Here is a 19,308-nt window from a genome sequence, read left to right on the forward strand (position 1 = left end):
CCGCTACCGTGCGCCGTGGCCCGGAGCGACGGCCGCCACCCTGGCGGCGAGGGACAGGTCCTTCTCTGTGACCTTCCCGCCCGCGTCGTGGGAGTTCACCGAGAGCGTGACGGAGTCGTACCCGAGCGTCAGGTCGGAGTGGTGGTTCAGCTCGTCCTGGATCTGGGCGATGTGGACGGTGAGCCCGGTGGCGGCGAAGTGCGAGGGGAGCCGGTAGGTGCGGGTGATTCGGTCCCCCTCCAGCGTCCAGCCGGGCAGCTCGCGCAGCCGGTTCTCGATCTCGTTCCGGGGCAGCGGTTCGACGGGCATACGGGCTCCCTCGCTCGGTGGTCGGTGCCCGCGACGTTACGGTCTCGGTATGACAACTGTCGCGCTTGACACGGGGGTAGGGCCGCTGCTGCGCAGTTGGCGGGAGCGGAGCCGGATCAGCCAGCTGGAGCTCGCGCTGCGGGCCGACTCCTCCGCCCGGCACATCTCCTTCATCGAGACGGGCCGTGCCCGCCCCAGCGAGGAGATGGTCCTGCGGCTGGCGGAGCACCTGGGCGTCCCCGTGCGGGAACGCAACGCCCTGCTGGTGGTCGCCGGTTACGCCCCTCGCTACACGGAGACCGCGCTCGACGACCCGGCAATGGGCGCGCTGCGCGAGGGGATGGACCGGCTGCTCCAGGGGTACGACCCGTATCCGGCGCTCGTCGTGGACGGCATGTACAACGTGGTGGCGGCCAATCAGGGGATCGCCCGGATGACGGCCGGCGTCGCGGAGCACCTGCTCGCCCCGCCGCTGAACGCGATGCGGCTCACCCTGCACCCGGAGGGCCTGGCTCCCAGGATCCGCAATCTGCGCGAGTGGCGGGCCGATCTGCTGGCGCAGATGGAGCGTCAGATCGCCCTGGTCCGTTCGGCGGAGCTGCGTGAGCTGTACGAGGAGGTCGCGGGCTATCCGGTGGAGCCGGGGCCGGGTGGTGAGGAGTGGGACGGGCCCTCGTCGTCGGTGCCGTTCGCGCTGCCGCTGGTGATCGAGCAGGACGGCCGGCTTCTCTCGTTCGTCGCGTCCATCGCCACGTTCAACACACCGATGGACGTGACGGTCGCGGAGCTGGCCATCGAGACGTTCCTGCCCGCCGACCCCGGCACCGCGTCGTATCTTCGGTCGCTCGCCTCCTGACGGTCATTTCTTGACGACGGGCCGGGTCCACGGTCCGTCATCCCGCGCCAGGACCCGCGCGGCCAGGCACACCACCGCGAGGATCGCCACGGCCAGGACCAGCGGCAGCACCGGATGCCCGTGCAGCACGGCCACGGCTCCGGCCAGGGCGCCTGCCAGCATGGCGGCGGCCGAGAGGATCCGGCGGCCGGCCCGGCTGCCGCCGCCCCCGGCCAGCCGTCCGTCGGAGGCGATGCCGGTGATGGTCAGCGTCAGGACGGTGGTGGTGAGGTCGGGTACGGCGAGCGACCGCGAGACGGCGTTCTGCACGCCGAGGCCGAGCGCGAGCAGCACGATGAGGGCGAACCGCACGCCGCCGGCGTACGGGCTGCCGGAGATCAGCGTGACGACCAGGGCGGCCAGTACGCACACGGTCTCGACGCACAGCGCGTGCAGCAGCATGCGGCCGCGGTGGGCGTGGGAGTGGTGGACGAGCAGCCCGCCGGTCAGCGCCCCGGCCGCGAAGGCGGCGAGCGCGACGAGCGAGGCGGCCAGCGAGAAGCCGGGGGCGCCGGCGAACGCGAAGCCGGAGAAGACCACGTTGCCGGTCATGTTCGCGACGAAGACCCGGCCCAGTTGCAGGTAACTGACGGCGTCGACCAGCCCGGTGACGACGGTGAGGGCGAGCATCAGCGGCGGCAGCGGCCCGTGCCGGTCGTTCATGTCCGGAACGAGGGTGCTCCATGCCTCACGCAGTACGACGGGCACGGGCACGCTCCGATCACGACGATCACGGGGTGGTCGACCAGGATTGTGCCGTTGTGTCCGGTACGAATGCCACGACCGACGCGCCTTGCCCCCGTGCCGCCGGTCCGGCGGCACGGGGGCAAGGCGGGTCGGTGCGGGGCGGGGGCGGGGCGCAGCTTCGCTACACGCGCGCCCCGTTGTCGAGCGGGTCCCGTCTCCCGGCCCCTGAGCGGCCGCGCGGGGCGCCCATCCGGACGGGCGGCGGCGCCTTGCTGCCGCGTTCCAGGAGCAGCGCGGCCGGCACGGCGGTCATGACGGAGGAGTACGTGCCGACGACGATGCCGATCAGCAGGGCGAGGGCGAAGTCCGCGAGCGAGTCACCGCCCAGGACGGCCAGCGCGACGAGGATGAACAGGGCGCCCATCCCGGTGTTCACGGTTCTGGGGACCGTCTGCAGGACGGCCCGGTTCGCCACGGTCCCGAGCGGCTCCCGGCGGGCCTCGGCCCACAGCTCCCGCACCCGGTCGAAGACCACCACCGAGTCGTTGACGGAGTAGCCGATGACGGTGAGGAGCGCCGCCAGGAAGATGCCGTCCACGGTGCGTCCCAGCCAGGCGAAGGCGCCGACCAGGACGATCACGTCGTGTACGAGTGCGCCGACCGAGGCCACCGCGAACGTCCAGCGGAACCGGACGGCCAGATAGCCGAGCTGGACGAGTACGGCGATGGCCAGTGCGATCAGCGCGTTGCGCCGCAGCTCGTCGCCCAGGCTGGGGCCGATGAGTTCGTCCCTGACCTTGGTGGTCGCGCCGCCCTCCTCCGCCAGCGCGGCGCGCAGCGCGTGTTCGCCCGCGTTGTCCAGCTCGCCGGTCCGCACCGAGATGTCGCCCGCGCCCGCCGTGGTGACCTCCGCCTCGCCGAAGCCCGCGCCGGCCAGCGCGGAACGGGCCGTCCCGACGTCGACCGGACGGCTGGTCGCGTACTCGACGAGGCGGCCTCCGGTGAACTCGACGCCGAGGTTGACCCCGCGCACCAGGATGCCGGTGACCGCGACGGCGACCAGCACCGCGGAGACGAGCAGCCAGCGGCGCGGGGACCGCATCAGCTGGGGATCGCGGCGGTTGAGCCAGGTCCGGACCCGGCCGGGGCTCGCGATTCCGTTGACGCCCCGGTAGGTACCGACGAACGTGGAGCCCGCGGCGATCTCGGTGAGGGCGCGGGCGATGACCAGTGCGGAGAACATCGACGCGAGTACGCCGATGCCGAGGGTGACGCCGAAGCCCTTGACCGGTCCCGAGCCGAGGAAGAAGAGCAGGCCCGCCGCGATCAGGGTCGTCACGTTGGAGTCCGCGACGGCGCTCCAGGCGTGCCGGAATCCGGCGGTCAGCGAGGTGCGCAGGGAGCGGCCCGGACGCTGGGCGTGCTCCTCCCTGGCCCGTTCGAAGACCAGCACGTTGGCGTCGACCGCCATGCCGATGGCCAGGACGAATCCGGCGAGTCCGGGCAGGGTGAGCGTGACGCCGAGCGCGACGAGCGCCGCGTACGAGATCACTCCGTAGGCGCCGAGCGCGACGGCGGCGAGCGCGCCGAAGAGCCGGTAGACGACGGTGATGAACAGGGCCGTGGCGGCGGCGCCGATGAGGGCGGCGCGTGCGCTGGCGTCGATGGCGGCGGCGCCGAGCGTCGGGCCGACGGTCCGCTGCTCGACGATCTCGACGGGCACCGGCAGGGCGCCGCCCTGGATCAGCAGGGCGAGTTCGCGGGCCTCGTCGGCGCTGAAGGAGCCGGTGATCTGGGTGGAGCCGGAGGGCAGGCCCGTGCCGCAGCCGACCGTCGGGGAGACCTGTGGCGAGGAGATGACCTGCTTGTCCAGGACGATGGCGACCCGGCGCCGCTCGTCCTGGACCGGGTGGCAGGCGGCCTCCCCCGTGAGCCGGGTCCAGTCCCGGCCGGCGTCCTTGTGGAAGTCCAGCGAGACGGACCAGCCGGCGCCCTGCTGGGCGTCGAAGGAGGCGGAGGCGTCCTTGACGCCCGCGCCGGACAGCTCGGCGGGCCCCAGGGCGAGGCGGCGGCCCTGTTCGTCGGGGAGCGTCGTCCCTTCCTCGGCACCGGAGCCGTCGGGGCTGCCGGGTCCCTGGATGGCGTGGAAGGTCAGCTGGGCGGTTCTGCCGATGACCTCGGCGGCCTTGCGGGGGTCCTGGACGTCCGGGAGTTCGACGATGATCCGGTCCTCGCCGGAGCGGGTCAGGGTCGGTTCCGCGACACCGAGTGAGTCGATGCGTTTGCGCAGTACCTCCAGGGTGCGGTCTGTGCTCTCCCGGTCCGCCTTCGCGGTGGTGGAGTCCTTGGCCTGGAGCACCATTCTGGTGCCGCCCTGGAGATCGAGGCCGAGTCTGGGGGACATGGTCAGCGTGATGAGCACGGCGACGAGCAGGACGGCCGCAGCCAGAACCGCCCGCACCGTGGTGGCGCGAGTCATGGGTTTCCTCCGAGGGGGGCGCCGGGGCCCTCGGGCTCTCGCCTTGGATCAGGGCGCCACGGCAGGGGTGCGGGACGGGACCGGTGACAGGTCCCACGGCCGGTGAACGGCAGCGCCCGGAGGCCCGCGCACACCCGGGAGTGCGGCGCGGAAGCGGTCGGCGGCGGCCGGGGGTGCGGCCGGGGCGGATGCGGGGGCGGGGAGCGGCGGCAGCAGGCCGGGCGGGCGCGGGAGCGGGGCACCGGGTCCCGGCGGCGGGAGGTGCTGAGGGGTACGGGGGTGTTCGGCGGCGGCCCAGGGCTGGGGCGTGGTCACCGGTGCCGGCCGCAGCCCCTCGAAGGCGGCGCGCGTACGGGGACCGGGACCGGGGCCGGGGATGGCACGGGGGGTGGCAGTGACACCGGACCTGAGCGGGTCCTTGCCGGACTGCCGGGTTCCGGCCGGGTGGCCGACGGGGGACACCGGTCCGGCCGTCGTCGGGGCGGACGGCCCGGCTCCGGTGGCGACCGCACCGCCCGCGCCGGTGGCCGTGGCCGTGGCCGTGACGGTCAGGACGGCGAGGAGCAGCGCGGCGAGGTACTGCCGCAGCCGAGCCGCGCGTGGGAGGTGCGCCGGGGCGTCCGGCCGGTCCCGTGGCCGCGCGTCGCCCCGGGGCGCCCCCGGGAAGGGGGTCACCCGGCTCGGCCGGGCAGGGCCGGTGCGACGGTGGCGCGGCGGAGCGCGGAGCTGAGGAACAGCCCGGCACCGCGTACGACGGTGGTCGCCGGATCGTCCGGGAGCCGGACCGGGACGCCGAGGCGGACCGCGATCCGGTTGGTGACGTCCGGCCGCAGCGCACCGCCTCCGGCGAGCAGCGGGCCCCTGCGCAGGGCGCCGAGCACCGCGCCATGGCGGTCCTGCTGCCACATCGCTGTGATCATGTCCAGCACGGCGCGGACCACGACGGTGGGCGGGTCGCCCGGGTCCAGATCGCTGAGCCCGGTCTCGGCCAGCCGCGCGTCGCGGACCAGACCACCCACCAGGAGCGTCGCCTCTGTCAGTTCGGCACCGATGTCGACGACGAGCAGCGGGCCGCCGTCCTGCGGCCCGGCGCACGCGGCGGCGGCCCTGGCGCTGTCCAGGACGATGACGCTCGACGGGCCGAGTGCGCCGAGGATCTCCCGTGCTGCGGCGCGGTGTTCGGGGCCCGCGAGTACGGGGTGGCTCAGGACGATCACGGTGTCGCTGCGGTCGGCGCCGAGTGCCGCGTCCGCGACACGGCCGAGCATCCGCCCGCAGGACTCGGCGTCGACGATGCGTCCGCGCCGGACCGGACCGCCCCGGCCGTACTCACCGCCGGGGCCGTTCCCGGTGTCGGACACAACGCCCCGACCGGGAAGCCAGGCACGGGTACGGGAGCTGCCGAGGTCGAGCGCGAGCCCCCGGGTCGCTCCCCGGTGCTGCCGGTGAACGGAGCGGACGTGCCGCTGTCCGTCGCGCAGAGAACGCATCGCCCCTCACCCTTGGCCTGCTCTCGCAGCCGTTCACACACCCATCGACCCGCTGATAGCGAGGCATGACCGAACCCTCACTATGCAATAGGCAGGCAAAGAAAGCCACTCTTTCGCAAAATCCAAGGAATGATCCTCTCTGGCCCCCTGGTCCCCTCACACCTCGGACGGCAGGAACGCGCCGATCAGTTCGGCGAACTCCTCGGGCGCGGCGATCCGGACACCCAGATCCTCCGCCTTGGTGCGCTTGGACCCGGCCTTCTCGCCGGCCACCAGCAGCGTGGTGCGCTTGGAGACACTGGAGGAGGCCTTCCCGCCCGCCCGCTCGATGAGCTCGTTCATCTCGTTGCGCGAGAGCTTCTCCAGGGCGCCCGTCATGGACCCGGTGACCACGACGGTCATCCCGCTGAGCGGCCGCCCCTCCGCATCGGCGCCGCCCGCGCTGTTGCCCTCGGCGCCCTTGCCCTCCGCGTCCGCCTCGGTCTCCTGGCCCGGCTCAGGGGGCGGGGTCGCGCCCGGCTCCGTCATGTTCACCCCGGCGGCGACGAGCTTCTCGATCAGCGGTGCCAGCTCCACCAGCTCCGCGACGACTCCCCCGGCCTTCTCCTTGCCGATTCCGTCGACGAGCTGGAGCGTCTCGGCGTCGGCGGCTCTGATGCGGTCCATGTCCGCGAAGTACCGGGCGATCCGGCGCGACATGGAGCGTCCGGTGCCACGCACCCCCAGGGCGCAGAACACCCGCGAGAGCGGCTGGGCGCGCGCCGCGTCGATCGCGGCCAGCAGGTTGTCCGTGCTGGTGTCGCCCATCCGCTCCAGCCCGAGCAACTGCTCACGCTCCAGGGCGAACAGGTCCGCGAAGTCCGCGACCAGCCCGGCATCGACGAGCTGGACGACCCGGGTGGCGCCGAGCCCCTCGATGTCGAGCTGGTCGCGCCCGGCCGCGTAAGAGATGGAGGCGACGAGGCGGCAGTTCCGGCCTCGGACGCAACGCCAGCGCTGCTCGCTCGTATCGATCTCGGAGCCGCACTGCGGGCAGGCCTCCGGGAACTCGACCGGCTGCTCACCGCCGGTCCGCAGATGGGCGACGGGGGCCTCGATCCGGGGAATGATGTCGCCCGCCTTGTAGACCATCACATGGTCGCCCAGGCGCAGATCGCGGCGGGTGATGTCGGCCGGGTTGTGCAGGGTGGCGTAGCTGACGGTCGATCCGTCGATCTCGACCGGCTCCAGCACCGCACGCGGGGCGATGATGCCGGTCCGGCCCACGTTCCACTCGACGCCGAGGAGCCGGGTGACCTTCTCGACGGCCGGCAGTTTGTACGCGATCGCCCAGCGCGGTGCGCGGGTGCCGGAGCCGGCGTCGCGCTGGTCCGCCGCCAGGTCGGCCTTGATCACGATGCCGTCGATCCCGAAGGGCAACGAGGCGCGCAGCGCGGCGATCTCCTCGACCCGCGACTGGACGTCCTCGACCGAGGTGACGGTGTGCGGTGCCACCTCCGTGTCCGCCGCGGTGTGTACGCCGAGCCGCGCGGCATATTCGAGGACCTCGCTGTGCGGCAGCTCGGCCAGGGTGCCGGTCAGCTCGCCGGATCCGGGGAGCGGCAGGGCGCCGTACGCGAAGAACGTCATCTCCACGGTGTAGGGGCGGTCCTTGGCGCGCAGAGTGCCCGCCGCGCCGTTGCGTGCGTTGGCGAAGGGGGCGGCGCCGTGTCCGGTACGGATCGCGTTGGCCTGTTCGAACTGCTCGGCCGTCATCAGGATCTCGCCGCGCATCTCGATCGTGACCGGCTCTCCGAGCTGCCCGGGAAGACCGGCGACGGTGCCGATCGCATGCGAGACGTCCTCACCGGCCGTGCCGTCGCCACGGGTGACCAGCTGCTCCAGCCTGCCCTCGCGGTAACGGGCGGCGACCGCCAGCCCGTCGAGCTTCGGCTCGACGCTCCAGGTGGTGACCGGCCTGCCTATCCGGCGCTCCAGCGACGCGGTCCAGGTGACGAACTGCTCGGCCGAGAAGACGTTGTCCAGGGAGAGCATCGGGACGGTGTGCGGCACGTCCCCGACGGCCGCGCCGCCCGCCACCTTGCCGGTCGGCGAGTCGGCGAGCACCTCCTGCGGATGGGCCTGCTCGTAGGCGGCGATCCCGCGCGCCAGCCGGTCGTACGCGTCGTCGTCGAGCATGCTCTCCCCCGTGGCGTAGTACGCGGCGGCGGCCTGCGACGCCTCTTCGACCGCGACGGCGTATGCGGCGGTGTCGGCGAGCACAACAGCTGAGTTCGTCATGCCCTCCATACTGCCGCCCACCACTGACAACGCCCCGGCGGCGGAGTCCCGGCGAGGTTCCCGCGACCCCCTCGGCCCGCCGCCTCCCGACTTCCGTCGAAACCGAATCCTGGACGATATTGAGAGAGCGCTCTCTCGCACCATCAAGGAACCCCCACTTCCTCCGAACAGGAGTGCCGTGCTCTTCTTCCGTCAGATTCGCCCGTCACCGGCCCACCGCCGACCACGGCCCGCCGGCGGTACCGCGTCGCGGGGCTCGTCGCCGCCGTGCTCACCGTCTCCTTCCTCCAGTCCGCCACCGGCAACGCGTCCGCCGGTCCGGACGCGGGCACGAACGCCGCTCCGGCCGCCAGGGCCCCGGACGTCGTCCGGGTGGCCGAGTTCCTCGCTGAATGCCCCTACACCCACCGGGCGCCCGACGACCCGATCGTCTTCCCGGGCCTGCCCGGCGCCTCGCACATGCACAGCTTCTTCGGCAACGACTCGACGAACGGCAACTCCGACCTCGCCTCGCTGGAGAAGGCCAGGAGCAGCTGCTCCCCCGACACGGACCTGTCGTCGTACTGGGTGCCGACCCTGTACGACGGCGACAAGGAGGTCGAACCCACCGGCACCACGTTCTACTACCTGGGCGAAGGCGTCCGCGACGACGTCATCCAGCGGATCCAGCCCTTCCCGCGCGGACTGCGCATCGTCGCGGGGAACGCGAAGGCGACCGGTCCCGACGACAACACGATCTCGCGCTGGTCGTGCCTCCACCACGGGGAGGTCAACCCCTCGCACGACTTCGTGAACTGCCCGGCGGACGGGATGCTGGAGTCGTACCTGGACTTCCCGCAGTGCTGGAACGGCAGGGACCTCGACTCCGCCGACCACAAGAGCCACATGGCGTATCCGGTCAACGGCGAATGCCCCTCGACCCACCCCGTTCCGATTCCCAAGCTGCGCCAGGTGCTCCGCTACCCGGTCAACGGCGACCCGGCCCGGTTCAGGCTGGCGTCCGGTCCCGGCTACACGATGCACGGTGACTTCTTCAACGTGTGGCCCGAGGCCGAGATGGCCCAGCGCGTCCGCGACTGCATCAACGCCATCGTGAAGTGCGGTGCCGACGGCACCCCCTGACGTGTCGACACTCATCACCCGCCGGCCGCCCGCCACGGGCTGAGCCGCCACCGTCCGTCCGACGCCCGCCCGGGGCCCCGCGCCCCGGGCGCGCCCTTCCCCCCGAGGACTCGTCATGAAGGCGGCCCGCAGCACCGCAGCGCTGTCCCTGCTCCTGCTCCTCCTGGCCGGATGCGCGGCCCCCACCGACGCGAAGCACCCGGCCGGACCGGCCCCCTCGGTCTCCGCCGCACCGTCCGCAGCCGCTTCCGCCGCCACCGGGGGCGGGGCCCCGGCCGATCCGACGGACGCCGCCTGGGCCCAGCTGATGACCCCGATGAACGAGCAGGCGGTGGCCCTGCTCTCGCTCGCCGGGCAGCGCGCCGCCGATCCGCGGGTGCGCGGCTGGGCGGTCGGGCTCCGTACCGCGCAGAACGGCGAACTCGCCCGGCTGCGCCCGCTGCTGGCCCGGATGGGGCTGCCCGACACCAATGTGCACGAGGGGCACGACATGCCGGGGATGGTGACGGAACGCGATCTCGAACAGGCCCGAGCCGTCGAGGGCCGGGCGTTCGACCGCCTCGTCACGGCGCTGATCCGTGACCATCTGCGCCAGTCCGCCCAGGTGTCGCGCTCCGAGACGGAGTCCGGGACCAGGCCCGATGCCAAGCGGCTGGCCACCGCCCTGGTCTCCGCGCGCAAGGCGGAACTCGCCGAACTCGATCAGCTTCCGGGCCCGCCCGGGGAAGCCGGCTGACGCCCGGCTCCGTGCCACCGCAGGGCCCCTTACCCGTTTCCGGACCGGCCGTACCCCCCGGTATAAAGAGCTGCATGACTGCCGACCCACCGCTGCCCGCGCGCCCCGCCACCCTGGAGGACGTGGCCGCCGTGGCAGGGGTGTCACGGGCCACCGTCTCCCGGGTGATCAACGGCGCGACGACCGTGGACCCGGCGCTGCGCCGGATGGTCGAAGAGTCCGTGGACGCCACCGGATACGTGCCCAACCGTGCCGCCCGCTCGCTGGTCACCCGGCGCACGGACTCGGTCGCGCTCGTCGTCTCGGAACGTGAACGGCGCCCGGTCTCCGAGCCCTTCATAGGCCGGATGTTCTCCGATCCGTATTTCGGGCGGGTGGTCAGCGGGCTGCTCGAAGTGCTGCGCCCGGCCGGTATCCAGCTGGTGCTGATGCTGGCCGACGACCAGTCCTCCCGCGACCAGCTGCTGTCCTACCTGCGCCACGGCCACGTCGACGGGGTGGTCCTCATCTCCTCGCACGCGGACGACCCGCTGCCGGGGCTGCTGCACGACACCCGGCTGCCCGCCGTGCTCGCGGGTGAGCCGCGCCGGCCGACCCCGCTCACCTATGTCGAGGCCGACCAGCGGGCGGGGGCGCAACTGGCCGCCGAACACCTGGTCTCGCTGGGCCGCCGCCGGATCGGTACGGTGTCGGGCCCGCAGGACATGCCGGCCGGTCAGGCGCGGCTGACGGGTTTCCTGGACGCGCTCTCGGCGCACGGCATCCGGGACGTGACGGCCGTGGAGGGCGATTTCACGCATACGGGCGGCGCCGCCGCGATGAAACGGCTGCTTGAGGACCGTGCGGACCTGGACGCGGTGTTCATCGCGTCGGACCTGATGGCGCTGGGCGCGCTTCCGGTGCTGCTGCGGGCCGGCAAGGAGATCCCCGACGACATCGCCCTGGTCGGGTTCGACGACAGCAGTGCGGCCACGGCCTGCGATCCGCCGCTGACGACGGTCCGGCAGCCGGTGGAGGAGATGTCCGCCGAGATGGCCCGGCTGCTGCTCAAGCAGATCGGCAGCCCCGGTGAGCCGGTGCCGTCGGCGATCTTCCACCCGACCCTGGTGCGGCGCCGCTCCGCCTGACGCCGCGGGCGGTCAGCCCCGCGCGCCGGTGCCCGCGCCGGCGTCACCGGCCCGCTCCGGCCGCCCCACCGGCACCTGCGGCCCCGAGACCTCGTTCAGCCAGCGCCGCAGGACCCGGTGCACGGTCTCCGCGCCGACCAGCTCGGCCGGCCGCTCCCCGCCCTCCGCGGCCGCCGCGTCGAGCGGGTCCGTCATCCCGCGCGGCCAGAGCAGGAAGGGCCGGGACTGTTCGCCGCCCAGGCCCCCGTGCGAGCCGATCTGCTCCTCGAAGGCGTGCACGGTGCCCGTCTCCGGGTCGTACATCGAGTTGACCATCACGTCCGCGACGTGCGGGAAGGTGTCGGTGCGCCGGACCGCGGCCGCCGCTCCCGGGCCGAAGGGGGCCAGCGGCCCGTCCCCGTCCCGCAGCTCCGCCACCGGGATCCGGATGCCGCCGCGCGCCAGCACCACGGAGCCGTGGGCCTCGCTGCGCACCAGCAGGAAGCCGATACCGGGGTGGTTGGCGAGCGTGCTGAGCAGCGCGGGGTGGCGGCGGTCGAGCTGCTCCATGGAGGCGCGTCCGGGCAGGTCGGGGAAGGAGATCAGGCCGAGGTTGCCGGAGGCGAGGACGACCGGGTCCGAGGGGTTGGCCAGGTTCTCCTGCCGGTCCCCGTCGACCGGCCGGTGCAGCGCGATCCGTACCGCGTCACGGGCCTCGGAACCGCTCCGGGTGCGCTGCGCCCGGCGGGGCACCGGCAGTCCGCTGCCCGCCCGCACCAGGTCCTTCAGCGTCAGCCCGTACACCCCCGCGAAGGTCTCCCCTGGGCTCTGGCCGTGGTCGGACAGGAGCACGATCCGGTATGTGCGCGGGGTGTGTTCCGCGACCTTGACGATCAGCGCGAGCGAGCGGTCCAGCCGGGCGAGGACCTTCTCGGCGTCCCGGCTGCGCGGCCCGGAGTGGTGGGCGACCTCGTCGTAGGCGACCAGGTCGGCGTAGACCGCCGTCCGTCCGGCGAACATGTCGCCTATGACGGCGGCGACCACCACGTCGCGTTCGACGACGGTCGCGAAGGCCCGGATGAAGGGGTAGAGCCCGCCGCGCTTGATCCGGGGGGTCTCCTTGCGGAGGCGGGCCCGGGTCGACTGGCCGATCTCCCTGCCGACCTCGGCGACGAACGAGAGCGCGGTACGGACCGCGTTGGCCGGGTCCGCGAAGTAGGCGAAGTACCCGGCCCGTGAGCGGCGGCCCTTGCCGCGTCGGGCGGCCATCGACAGGACGAGCGCGAGCTGGTCGGCGCCGCCGCTGAAGAGGTTGCCCCGGCCTGCCCCGTCGAGGGTGAGCAGTCCGCCGTCATGGGTGCGGATGACGGCCCTGCGCTGCATTTCGAGGGCGCTGGCCGGTCTGCTGGAGACCATGACGTCGCCGGTCTCCTTCTCGTACCAGCGGAAGGCCGGGACGTCGAAGTTGGTGCCGTGCAGGATGCCGAGCTGGCTGGCGCCGGTCTGGCTGGACCAGTCGGTGCGCCACGGGGTCAGCCGGTGGCCCGTCCCGTCGGCCAGCCAGTGCGCGACGGTCGGCATCAGGCCGTCGGCGGTGGCCTGCGCGAGGACGTCGTGGCCGACTCCGTCGAGCTGGATGAAGACCGTGCCGGGCGGCCCCCCGTCCGCGCCGGCCCCGCTGCCGCTGCGGCGGCGCCGCCGGTCCGCGAGGCGCGAGAGCCGGCGGCGGTAGGCGTTGTCGTCACGGACGGCGAGGGCGGTGGAGGTCGCGGAGGCGACGGCGGACATCACGGCCGCGACGACGACCGCCATCTGCGGGTCGGCCGCGCCGCGCCCGTCCGGGATGAGCCGCAGCGCTATCAGCAGCAGCGAGCCGTTGAGGAAGAACACCAGCATGCCCAGGACCAGGGCCGGCACGATGAGCAGGGCCCGTACCAGCACCGGCCAGACCAGTGCGGAGAGCAGACCGAACGCGCCCGCGCCCCACGCCGCGGTGAACGCGGTCTTGGTGATGCTGTCGCCGTCGTCCGACTGGAGCTGGAAGTCCGGCAGAATCCCCGCGAGCACCAGCATCGTGAGCGTCGAGACGGCCCACACCACAATCACTCGCATCAGGGCGCTTCCGGCTGTCCGCCATCGCCCGTCACCCACGCCGCCGCCACCTCACGTCCGGGTCCCGCTCTTCCGGGCCCCGGTCCAGCTTTTCACAGCGGGACGGCCCACTGGGCCGGCGCTCCCGGCCGGGCCGCTCAGGAGCCGTCGTATCCGGCGGTCGGCATGGAGAGCCTGCGGTGCACGCCGGCTTTGGTCCGGGAGCTGTAGAGCGGCTCGTCGAGACCGGCGATCTCCAGGCGTACGCCGCGCCGCTCGCACTCCTGTGTGAACCGCGGGACCGAGGCGACGGCCCGCGCGAGCACCCGGTCGTTGGGGGCGACGAAGAGTTCGATCTCGCCGTCCTCCACGTCGGCCCAGAGGGCCTGGTGGTCGGGGCGCAGTCCGTACAGGCGCAGCTGCCGGGTGACGACGTAGCCCTTGTCGGCCGCCCAGCGGGCGCACATCTCGTGCTGGCTGCGGGTGTCCACGAGGAACGGGTCGCTGTCGAGCTCCTCCAGCGGTGTGAGACTGGCGATGGCCGCCACCCGTACGTCCCCCATGGCCGTTCTCCCCGTGCTAGGTCTCCTGCGACCCTACGCCCCGGGGTCCTTGTACAAGAAGGCGCGTGGCGGGAGAGCAGGGGGCGCACGGGAGCGGGAGCACCGGGGCTCACGGACTGAGCGGAGCTGCTACCCGTAGGCTCGACGGCAGGTCCGGGGAACAGGAGGCGGCGCGTGCCGGTGGAAGTCACCTGGTGGGGTCATGCCACCTGCACGATCGAGGACTCCGGGGTCCGGGTCCTGACCGACCCCCTCTTCGTACGGCGCATCGCGCATCTGCGCCGTCGGCGCGGCGAGCTGCCCGGTCCGGCGGCCGCCGTCGCCGATGTCGTCCTGATCTCGCATCTGCACTCCGATCATCTGCATCTGCCGTCGCTGGCCCGCATCGCACCGGGCGGCCGGCTGATCGTGCCGCTGGGCGCGGTCCGGGCGGTTCCGGGGCTGCGGCTGCTGCGCAGGATGCGCGGGCTGCGGATCACCGAGGTCGTGCCCGGCGACGAGGTACGGGTCGGTGCGGTGCTGATCCGCGCGGTTCCGGCCCTGCACGACGGGCGGCGGCTGCCGGTGGGCCCGCATCGCTCCCCCGCGCTCGGTTACGTCGTCCAGGGCGCGGCGCGCACCTACTTCGCCGGGGACACCGGTCTGTTCGACGACATGGCCGAGGAGGTCGGCCCGGTGGACGTGGCGCTGCTGCCGGTCGGCGGCTGGGGGCCCTACCTGGGCCACAGCCATCTCGACGCCGGGCGGGCCGCCGAGGCGCTGGCCCGGCTGTCGCCGCGCTCGGCCGTGCCGGTGCACTACGGCACGTACTGGCCGATCGGGATGGACGGGATCCGGCCGCACGAGTTCCATTCGCCGGGTGACGAGTTCGTCCGCCAGGCGGCGCTGCTGGCACCCGGGGTGGCGGTGCACCGTCTGGAGCACGGCGAACATGTCCGGCCGGAGGCCGACGGGTGATACACGAGGTGGTGAGCCGGCTCCCTGCGGAGTCGACGCAGCAGGCGGTCGGCTATCCGTCGCTGTTCCTGCTGGTGGCGCTGGGCGCACTGGTGCCGGTGGTACCGACGGGTGCGCTGGTCAGCTCGGCGGCGGTGGTGGCGTTCCACCAGTCGTCGCCGTTCGCGCTGCTGTACGTCTTCGCGGTGGCGTCGGGCGCCGCGTTCCTCGGGGACATCTGCCTGTACTGGCTGGGTCAGCGCGGGGTGCGCTCGAAGAACGGTTCCAAGTGGCTGCGGGTGATCACCGAACGGGCCGCTCCGGAGCGGCTCGCGCAGGCGCGGCAGAAGCTGGACGAGCACGGTGCGATGGTGCTGGTGCTGTCCCGGCTGGTGCCGGCCGGGCGGATTCCGGTGATGCTGGCGTGCCTGCTGGGCCGGATGCCGATGCGGCGGTTCGCCCGAGGGGATGTGCCGGCCTGTCTGGCCTGGGCCACCACGTACCAGCTGATCGGCATTCTGGGCGGTTCGCTGTTCCCCGAGCCGTGGCAGGGGGTGGTGGCCGCGGTGGGTCTGACGCTGCTGATCAGCGGGGCGCCCGCGCTGTGGCGCCGGGTGCGGTTCGGCCGCTGACGGCCGGGGTGCTCCGTCGGGCCGGCCGGTTGGCCGTCAGCGGAGTTCGTCGAGTGCTGAGCGGAAGTTGCTGAGGGCTGCCGCGACGTGCGGCAGCTCCAGGGGCTGCGGCGCGTCCAGTGACTCCAGCTGCTGCCGCGGGGTCGACCCGAGCAGCGTCCCGGTGCCCAGCCGCACCCGCAGGGCCCCCAGCTCGTCGCCGAACCGGTGGCCGCCGGGGGCCGGCGCGCCGAGCCGCTCCGTCAGGTACTCCTCCAGCTCCAGCGAGTCCGTGACGCCCCGGGTGGCGAGCCGAGACCTGAGCGGGCCGAGGTCCGCGTACAGGTGGCGGCCGGCCTGCGGGGGCCGGGCCAGCGCGCCGGAGGCGAGGACCGCCCGGTGGGCGGCGGCGGCGACCTGCGCCTGCATGACCGCCGCCCGGCGGACCCGCTCCGTGACGGCGTCCGGTTCACGCAGCGCGTGCGCGGCGGCGGCCGCGACCGGACCGGCGACGAAGGCGCCGAGCGCGGTGAGGATGTCGAGCGTCCGGGCGTGACGGACCGCCGCCCGGCCGGTGCCGGGGAACCGGGCGACCGCGACCGGCCAGGCGGCCGGGGTCAGCGCACCGGCCAGGTCGGAGATCACCGTCACGTCGTCGGGGCACATCTCGGCCGGGCTCAGCAGCACCGTGTCGCGCGGCCGGTGCAGGGTGTCGCGCCAGGTCTCGTCGCTGACGATGTGCAGCCCCTCCGCGACGGCGGCCTCGCAGGCCTCGCGGACGAGTTCCGGCGGCGCGACGGTGGCGGTGGGGTCGTCGACGACGGAGATCAGCAGCAGCCGGGGCCTGCCGCCCTCGGCCCGCACCCTGCGCACGGTCTCCAGCAGTGCGTACGGGTCGGGCACGCCGCCGCACTCGGCGGGGGTCGGCACGTGGTAGGCGGGTCGCCCCAGCAGCCGGGCCTGCGGGATCCAGGCGGCGGGGCAGGGGCGCGGCATCAGCACGTCGCCGCCGTGCGCGGCGATCAGGGCGAGCAGCAGCGAAGAGGTGCCAGGGGCGGCCGCGACGTGCTCGGGGCCGCCGCGCAGTCCGCGCCGGTCCCAGTAGGCGCAGGCCGCCTCGCGCAGCGCCGCCGAGCCCCCGGCCGGCTCCGGCACGCCGCTGCCGGCCGCCGCCGCCAGGACCTCGGCCAGTTCGGGCAGGACCGGCAGCCCGGGGCCGGGCGCGGGCGGTCCGTACCGCACGGGGCCGCGGTCCTCCCGGACCCCCGGGCCGCCGCGCCCGGTCCGCCCGCGCCCCTGCCGCCCGGTCCGTTCCCGGCCCATTCGGGCCTCCTTCGCCGCCGCTCGGTCAGCCGCCCGCCGACCGGGCCGTGTGAGCCCCTTTATACGAGGGAATGGCGCGGGCCGCCCGGTGGGCCGGGAACCTCGACCGCCGTGACGTCCCGTCCGAGCCGGCCGGAGAGCGCCTCGGCCCCCTCGGCGGCGAGGGAAGCCAGCTCCTGTTCGCGCTCGTCGCTCCAGCGGATCATCGGGACGGAGATGGAGAGCGCCGCGACGACCCGGCCGCGCCGGTCGCGTACGGGCGCGGCCACACAGCTCACATCGGGGTTGGACTCGCGGTGCTCCACCGCGATGCCCCGCTCCCGGACGGCGTCGAGCGCGGTACGCAGCTCCGCCTCGTCGGTGATGCTGTCCGGGGTCATGCCGGTGAGTTCGAGGCCTTCGAGACGGTCGTCGAGCTCCTGGCCGGACAGGGCCGCGAGCAGCATCTTACCGACGGACGTGCAGTGGGCGGGCAGCTTGCGGCCGGCGGCCGAGACCGTCCGGACCGCGTGGGTGGAGTCCACCTTGGCGATGTAGATGACGTCGGTCTCCTCCAGGATCGCCACGTGGACGGTCTCCCCACAGGTCTCGGCCACCCGCTGGGCCACCTGCCGGCCCTCGGCGGCGAGGTCGAGCTGATCGGCGTACCGGCTGCCGAGCTGGTAGGTGCGGACGCCGAGGCAGTAGCGGCCGGGCTGGTCCGGGGTTGTGACCAGGTAGGAGCGGGCGGCCAGCGTGGTGAGCAGTTCGTGGACGGTGGTGCGGGGCAGCTGGAGCTTGCGGGTGACCTCGGGAGCCGAGAGCGTACCGTCGCCGTCGAGGAACAGTTCGAGCACGTCCAGCGCCCTGGTCACCGCCGGGACGAGTCGCCCCATGGTCGTGCACCGCCCTCTCGCGTTCGGTATTCCGGTCAATGATCGGAATACCGAACACAGGCTAGGGGCGTCGCGCTTGTCCGGGCAATGACGCAGTGATGTCCGACACCGGACCGTGCGGGCTTTCGCGGCGATTATCCGCTTATGTCATCGAATGGGGAGCGGCCGGAGCCGTCCGGCGGGTGGGCGGGACCGCACCGTCCGGGCGTGCCCCTTGATTCGGAGCGGCCCGGCAGGGTATTCGCTGTCCCATGTCGTCACCGAGCAACCCTTCACATCTGCCGAGCCCCGCCGGGCTGCGGGACCTGCTGCACCGATGCGATCTCGCCGTGTTCCAGGGCCTGGCCCGGCGGCACTGGCCTGCCGCCGCACCCGTGCTGCCCCGGCTCAGCCGCAGCGCCAATCACGGGCTGCTGTGGGCCGGTGCCGCGGCGGGCATGGCCGCGTTCGGCGGAAGCGCCCGTGCGCGGAGGGCCGCGTTCCGGGGAATCGCCTCGCTGGCCGTGGCCTCGGCCGCGATCAACACGGTCGGCAAGGGAGCCGTCCGCAGGGAGCGGCCGATACTGGACGCCGTTCCGGTGATACGACAGCTCAAGCGCCAGCCGGTCACCACCTCGTTCCCGTCCGGGCACGCCGCGTCCGCCGCCGCCTTCGCCACCGGGGTGGCCCTGGAGTCGAAGGGCTGGGGAGCGGTCATCGCGCCGGTCGCGCTGTCCGTGGCGGCCTCCCGCGTCTACACCGGGGTCCACTATCCGAGCGATGTGCTGGCCGGTGCGGCGCTCGGCATAGGGGCGGCGTTCGCCCTGCGCGGTGTCGTACCCACCCGGGGGCAGTTGCCCGCACCGGGCAGGCCGCCCGCCCACGCGCCCGCGCTGCCCGACGGCCAGAACCTGGTCGTCGTGGTGAACGAGGCCTCAGGGACGGCAACGGCGACGGCCGCGCTGGTCCGGGACGCGCTGCCGAACGCGGAGGTGGTCGAGTGCCCTCCCGAGGAGGTCTCGGCCGAGCTGGAGAAGGCGGCGGGCCGGGGCCTGGCGCTGGGTGTCTGCGGCGGCGACGGCACGGTCAACCGGGCGGCGGCGGTGGCTTCCGTCCACGGCCTGCCGCTCGCGGTGTTCCCCGGCGGGACGCTGAACCACTTCGCGTACGACCTGGGCATCGAGACCGTGGCCGACGCCTGTGCCGCGATCGCCGCGGGTGACGCGGTCCGGGTGGACCTGGGCCGCTTCCGGCCGGGCCCCGACGGACCCGGCGGCGCCCACGGCTACTTCCTCAACGCCTTCAGCATGGGCGTCTATCCCGAGCTGGTGCGGACCCGTGAGCACTGGTCCCCCCGGATCGGCGGCTGGCCGGCCGGCGTGCTCGCCGCGTTGCAGGTGCTGCGCGGCAGGCGTCCGCTGGAGGCCGAACTCCAGGGGCGGCGGCGCCCCTTGTGGCTGCTGTTCGTCGGCAACGGGCTGTTCCAGCGGGTGGGTCCGGCACCCGGCCGGCGGCACAACCTCGCGGACGGGCTGCTGGACGTACGGGTGGTGCACGGCGGACGGACCCCGGGGCTCCGGCTGCTCGCGGCGGCCGTCGCGGGGCCGCTGACCCGCTCCCCCATGCATGCCGCCGTCCGCCGTCACCGGGTCCGGGTCGCCGGGCTGAAGCCGGGTACACCGTACGCGTACGACGGCGAAGTGGCGCACAGCGGACGCGAGCTGATGATCGACAAGCTGCCGGAGGCGCTGACGGTGTACTGCCCGATGCAGCTGTGACCCGTCCGCGGATGTGAGACCGGCCCGGGAACGGGCGAACGAGGGGCG

At 73.6% G+C, this 19,308-nt stretch carries 16 protein-coding genes and 1 pseudogene; 7 read left to right on the forward strand and 10 right to left on the reverse strand.

Features of this window, described 5'->3' with window-relative positions; translation table 11 throughout:
• Positions 1–3 precede the first annotated feature (3 nt).
• The gene (locus RLT59_RS04315) at positions 4–309 is read right to left on the reverse strand and encodes a 4a-hydroxytetrahydrobiopterin dehydratase (RefSeq protein WP_311302132.1); all 306 of its coding nucleotides are present in this window, start codon (positions 307–309) and stop codon (positions 4–6) included.
• A gap of 49 nt (positions 310–358) precedes the next feature.
• Between RLT59_RS04315 and RLT59_RS04320 the strand changes: the two genes are divergently transcribed.
• Positions 359–1,165 (forward strand): helix-turn-helix domain-containing protein, encoded by an 807-nt coding sequence (locus RLT59_RS04320; protein WP_311302133.1) that lies wholly within the window; start codon positions 359–361, stop codon positions 1,163–1,165.
• 3 nt (positions 1,166–1,168) lie between these two features.
• Here the strand turns inward: RLT59_RS04320 and RLT59_RS04325 are convergent, their stop codons facing one another.
• From RLT59_RS04325 to ligA, 5 genes are all read right to left on the reverse strand, one after another.
• Positions 1,169–1,912, reverse strand: coding sequence for a DUF1275 family protein (locus RLT59_RS04325; RefSeq protein ID WP_311302134.1), 744 nt, complete (start codon positions 1,910–1,912; stop codon positions 1,169–1,171).
• A gap of 160 nt (positions 1,913–2,072) precedes the next feature.
• A complete protein-coding gene (secD, locus tag RLT59_RS04330) occupies positions 2,073–4,370 on the reverse strand; it encodes a protein translocase subunit SecD (RefSeq protein ID WP_311302135.1) in 2,298 nt (765 codons plus the stop codon).
• Between the two features lie 48 nt (positions 4,371–4,418).
• On the reverse strand, positions 4,419–5,045 hold the full coding sequence (locus tag RLT59_RS04335) for a hypothetical protein (protein WP_311302136.1): 627 nt from the start codon (positions 5,043–5,045) through the stop codon (positions 4,419–4,421).
• A complete protein-coding gene (locus RLT59_RS04340; protein WP_311302137.1) occupies positions 5,042–5,860 on the reverse strand; it encodes a rod shape-determining protein MreC in 819 nt (272 codons plus the stop codon). The genes RLT59_RS04335 and RLT59_RS04340 overlap by 4 nt, the downstream gene beginning before the upstream one ends.
• Before the next feature lie 156 nt (positions 5,861–6,016).
• Positions 6,017–8,149, reverse strand: coding sequence for an NAD-dependent DNA ligase LigA (gene ligA / locus RLT59_RS04345; RefSeq protein ID WP_311302138.1), 2,133 nt, complete (start codon positions 8,147–8,149; stop codon positions 6,017–6,019).
• 169 nt (positions 8,150–8,318) lie between these two features.
• Here ligA and RLT59_RS04350 point away from each other — a divergent pair.
• The 3 genes and pseudogenes from RLT59_RS04350 to RLT59_RS04360 all read left to right on the forward strand — a co-directional run bounded on the left by RLT59_RS04350 (position 8,319) and on the right by RLT59_RS04360 (position 11,125).
• Positions 8,319–9,262, forward strand: a pseudogene (locus tag RLT59_RS04350) (DUF1996 domain-containing protein).
• Between the two features lie 115 nt (positions 9,263–9,377).
• The gene (locus RLT59_RS04355) at positions 9,378–9,998 is read left to right on the forward strand and encodes a DUF305 domain-containing protein (RefSeq protein WP_311302139.1); all 621 of its coding nucleotides are present in this window, start codon (positions 9,378–9,380) and stop codon (positions 9,996–9,998) included.
• A gap of 74 nt (positions 9,999–10,072) precedes the next feature.
• The gene (locus RLT59_RS04360) at positions 10,073–11,125 is read left to right on the forward strand and encodes a LacI family DNA-binding transcriptional regulator (RefSeq protein ID WP_311302140.1); all 1,053 of its coding nucleotides are present in this window, start codon (positions 10,073–10,075) and stop codon (positions 11,123–11,125) included.
• 12 nt (positions 11,126–11,137) lie between these two features.
• Here RLT59_RS04360 and RLT59_RS04365 read toward each other — a convergent pair whose 3' ends face one another.
• On the reverse strand, positions 11,138–13,255 hold the full coding sequence (locus RLT59_RS04365; RefSeq protein ID WP_399124796.1) for a phage holin family protein: 2,118 nt from the start codon (positions 13,253–13,255) through the stop codon (positions 11,138–11,140).
• Positions 13,256–13,353: 98 nt separating this feature from the next.
• Positions 13,354–13,758: a recombinase family protein gene (locus RLT59_RS04370; protein WP_311302142.1), complete on the reverse strand. Its 405-nt coding sequence runs from the start codon at positions 13,756–13,758 to the stop codon at positions 13,354–13,356.
• 174 nt (positions 13,759–13,932) lie between these two features.
• Here RLT59_RS04370 and RLT59_RS04375 point away from each other — a divergent pair, with 174 nt between their 5' ends.
• Positions 13,933–14,715 (forward strand): MBL fold metallo-hydrolase, encoded by a 783-nt coding sequence (locus RLT59_RS04375; protein ID WP_311302143.1) that lies wholly within the window; start codon positions 13,933–13,935, stop codon positions 14,713–14,715.
• Positions 14,712–15,326, forward strand: a complete 615-nt coding sequence (locus tag RLT59_RS04380; RefSeq protein WP_311302144.1) for a DedA family protein — start codon at positions 14,712–14,714, stop codon at positions 15,324–15,326. The genes RLT59_RS04375 and RLT59_RS04380 overlap by 4 nt, the downstream gene beginning before the upstream one ends.
• 36 nt (positions 15,327–15,362) lie before the next feature.
• Here RLT59_RS04380 and RLT59_RS04385 read toward each other — a convergent pair whose 3' ends face one another.
• Both RLT59_RS04385 and RLT59_RS04390 read right to left on the reverse strand, forming a co-directional pair.
• Entirely contained in the window at positions 15,363–16,628 is a 1,266-nt protein-coding gene (locus RLT59_RS04385; protein WP_311302145.1) for an aminotransferase class I/II-fold pyridoxal phosphate-dependent enzyme, read from the reverse strand.
• A gap of 59 nt (positions 16,629–16,687) precedes the next feature.
• Positions 16,688–17,503: an IclR family transcriptional regulator gene (locus RLT59_RS04390; RefSeq protein WP_311302146.1), complete on the reverse strand. Its 816-nt coding sequence runs from the start codon at positions 17,501–17,503 to the stop codon at positions 16,688–16,690.
• 251 nt (positions 17,504–17,754) lie between these two features.
• Between RLT59_RS04390 and RLT59_RS04395 the strand changes: the two genes are divergently transcribed.
• Positions 17,755–19,260 carry a bifunctional phosphatase PAP2/diacylglycerol kinase family protein gene (locus RLT59_RS04395; protein WP_311302147.1) on the forward strand — a complete coding sequence of 502 codons (1,506 nt, stop codon included), beginning with the start codon at positions 17,755–17,757 and terminating at the stop codon, positions 19,258–19,260.
• Positions 19,261–19,308 lie beyond the last annotated feature (48 nt).

The organism is Streptomyces sp. ITFR-6 (assembly GCF_031844725.1).
Taxonomy (GTDB): domain Bacteria; phylum Actinomycetota; class Actinomycetes; order Streptomycetales; family Streptomycetaceae; genus Streptomyces.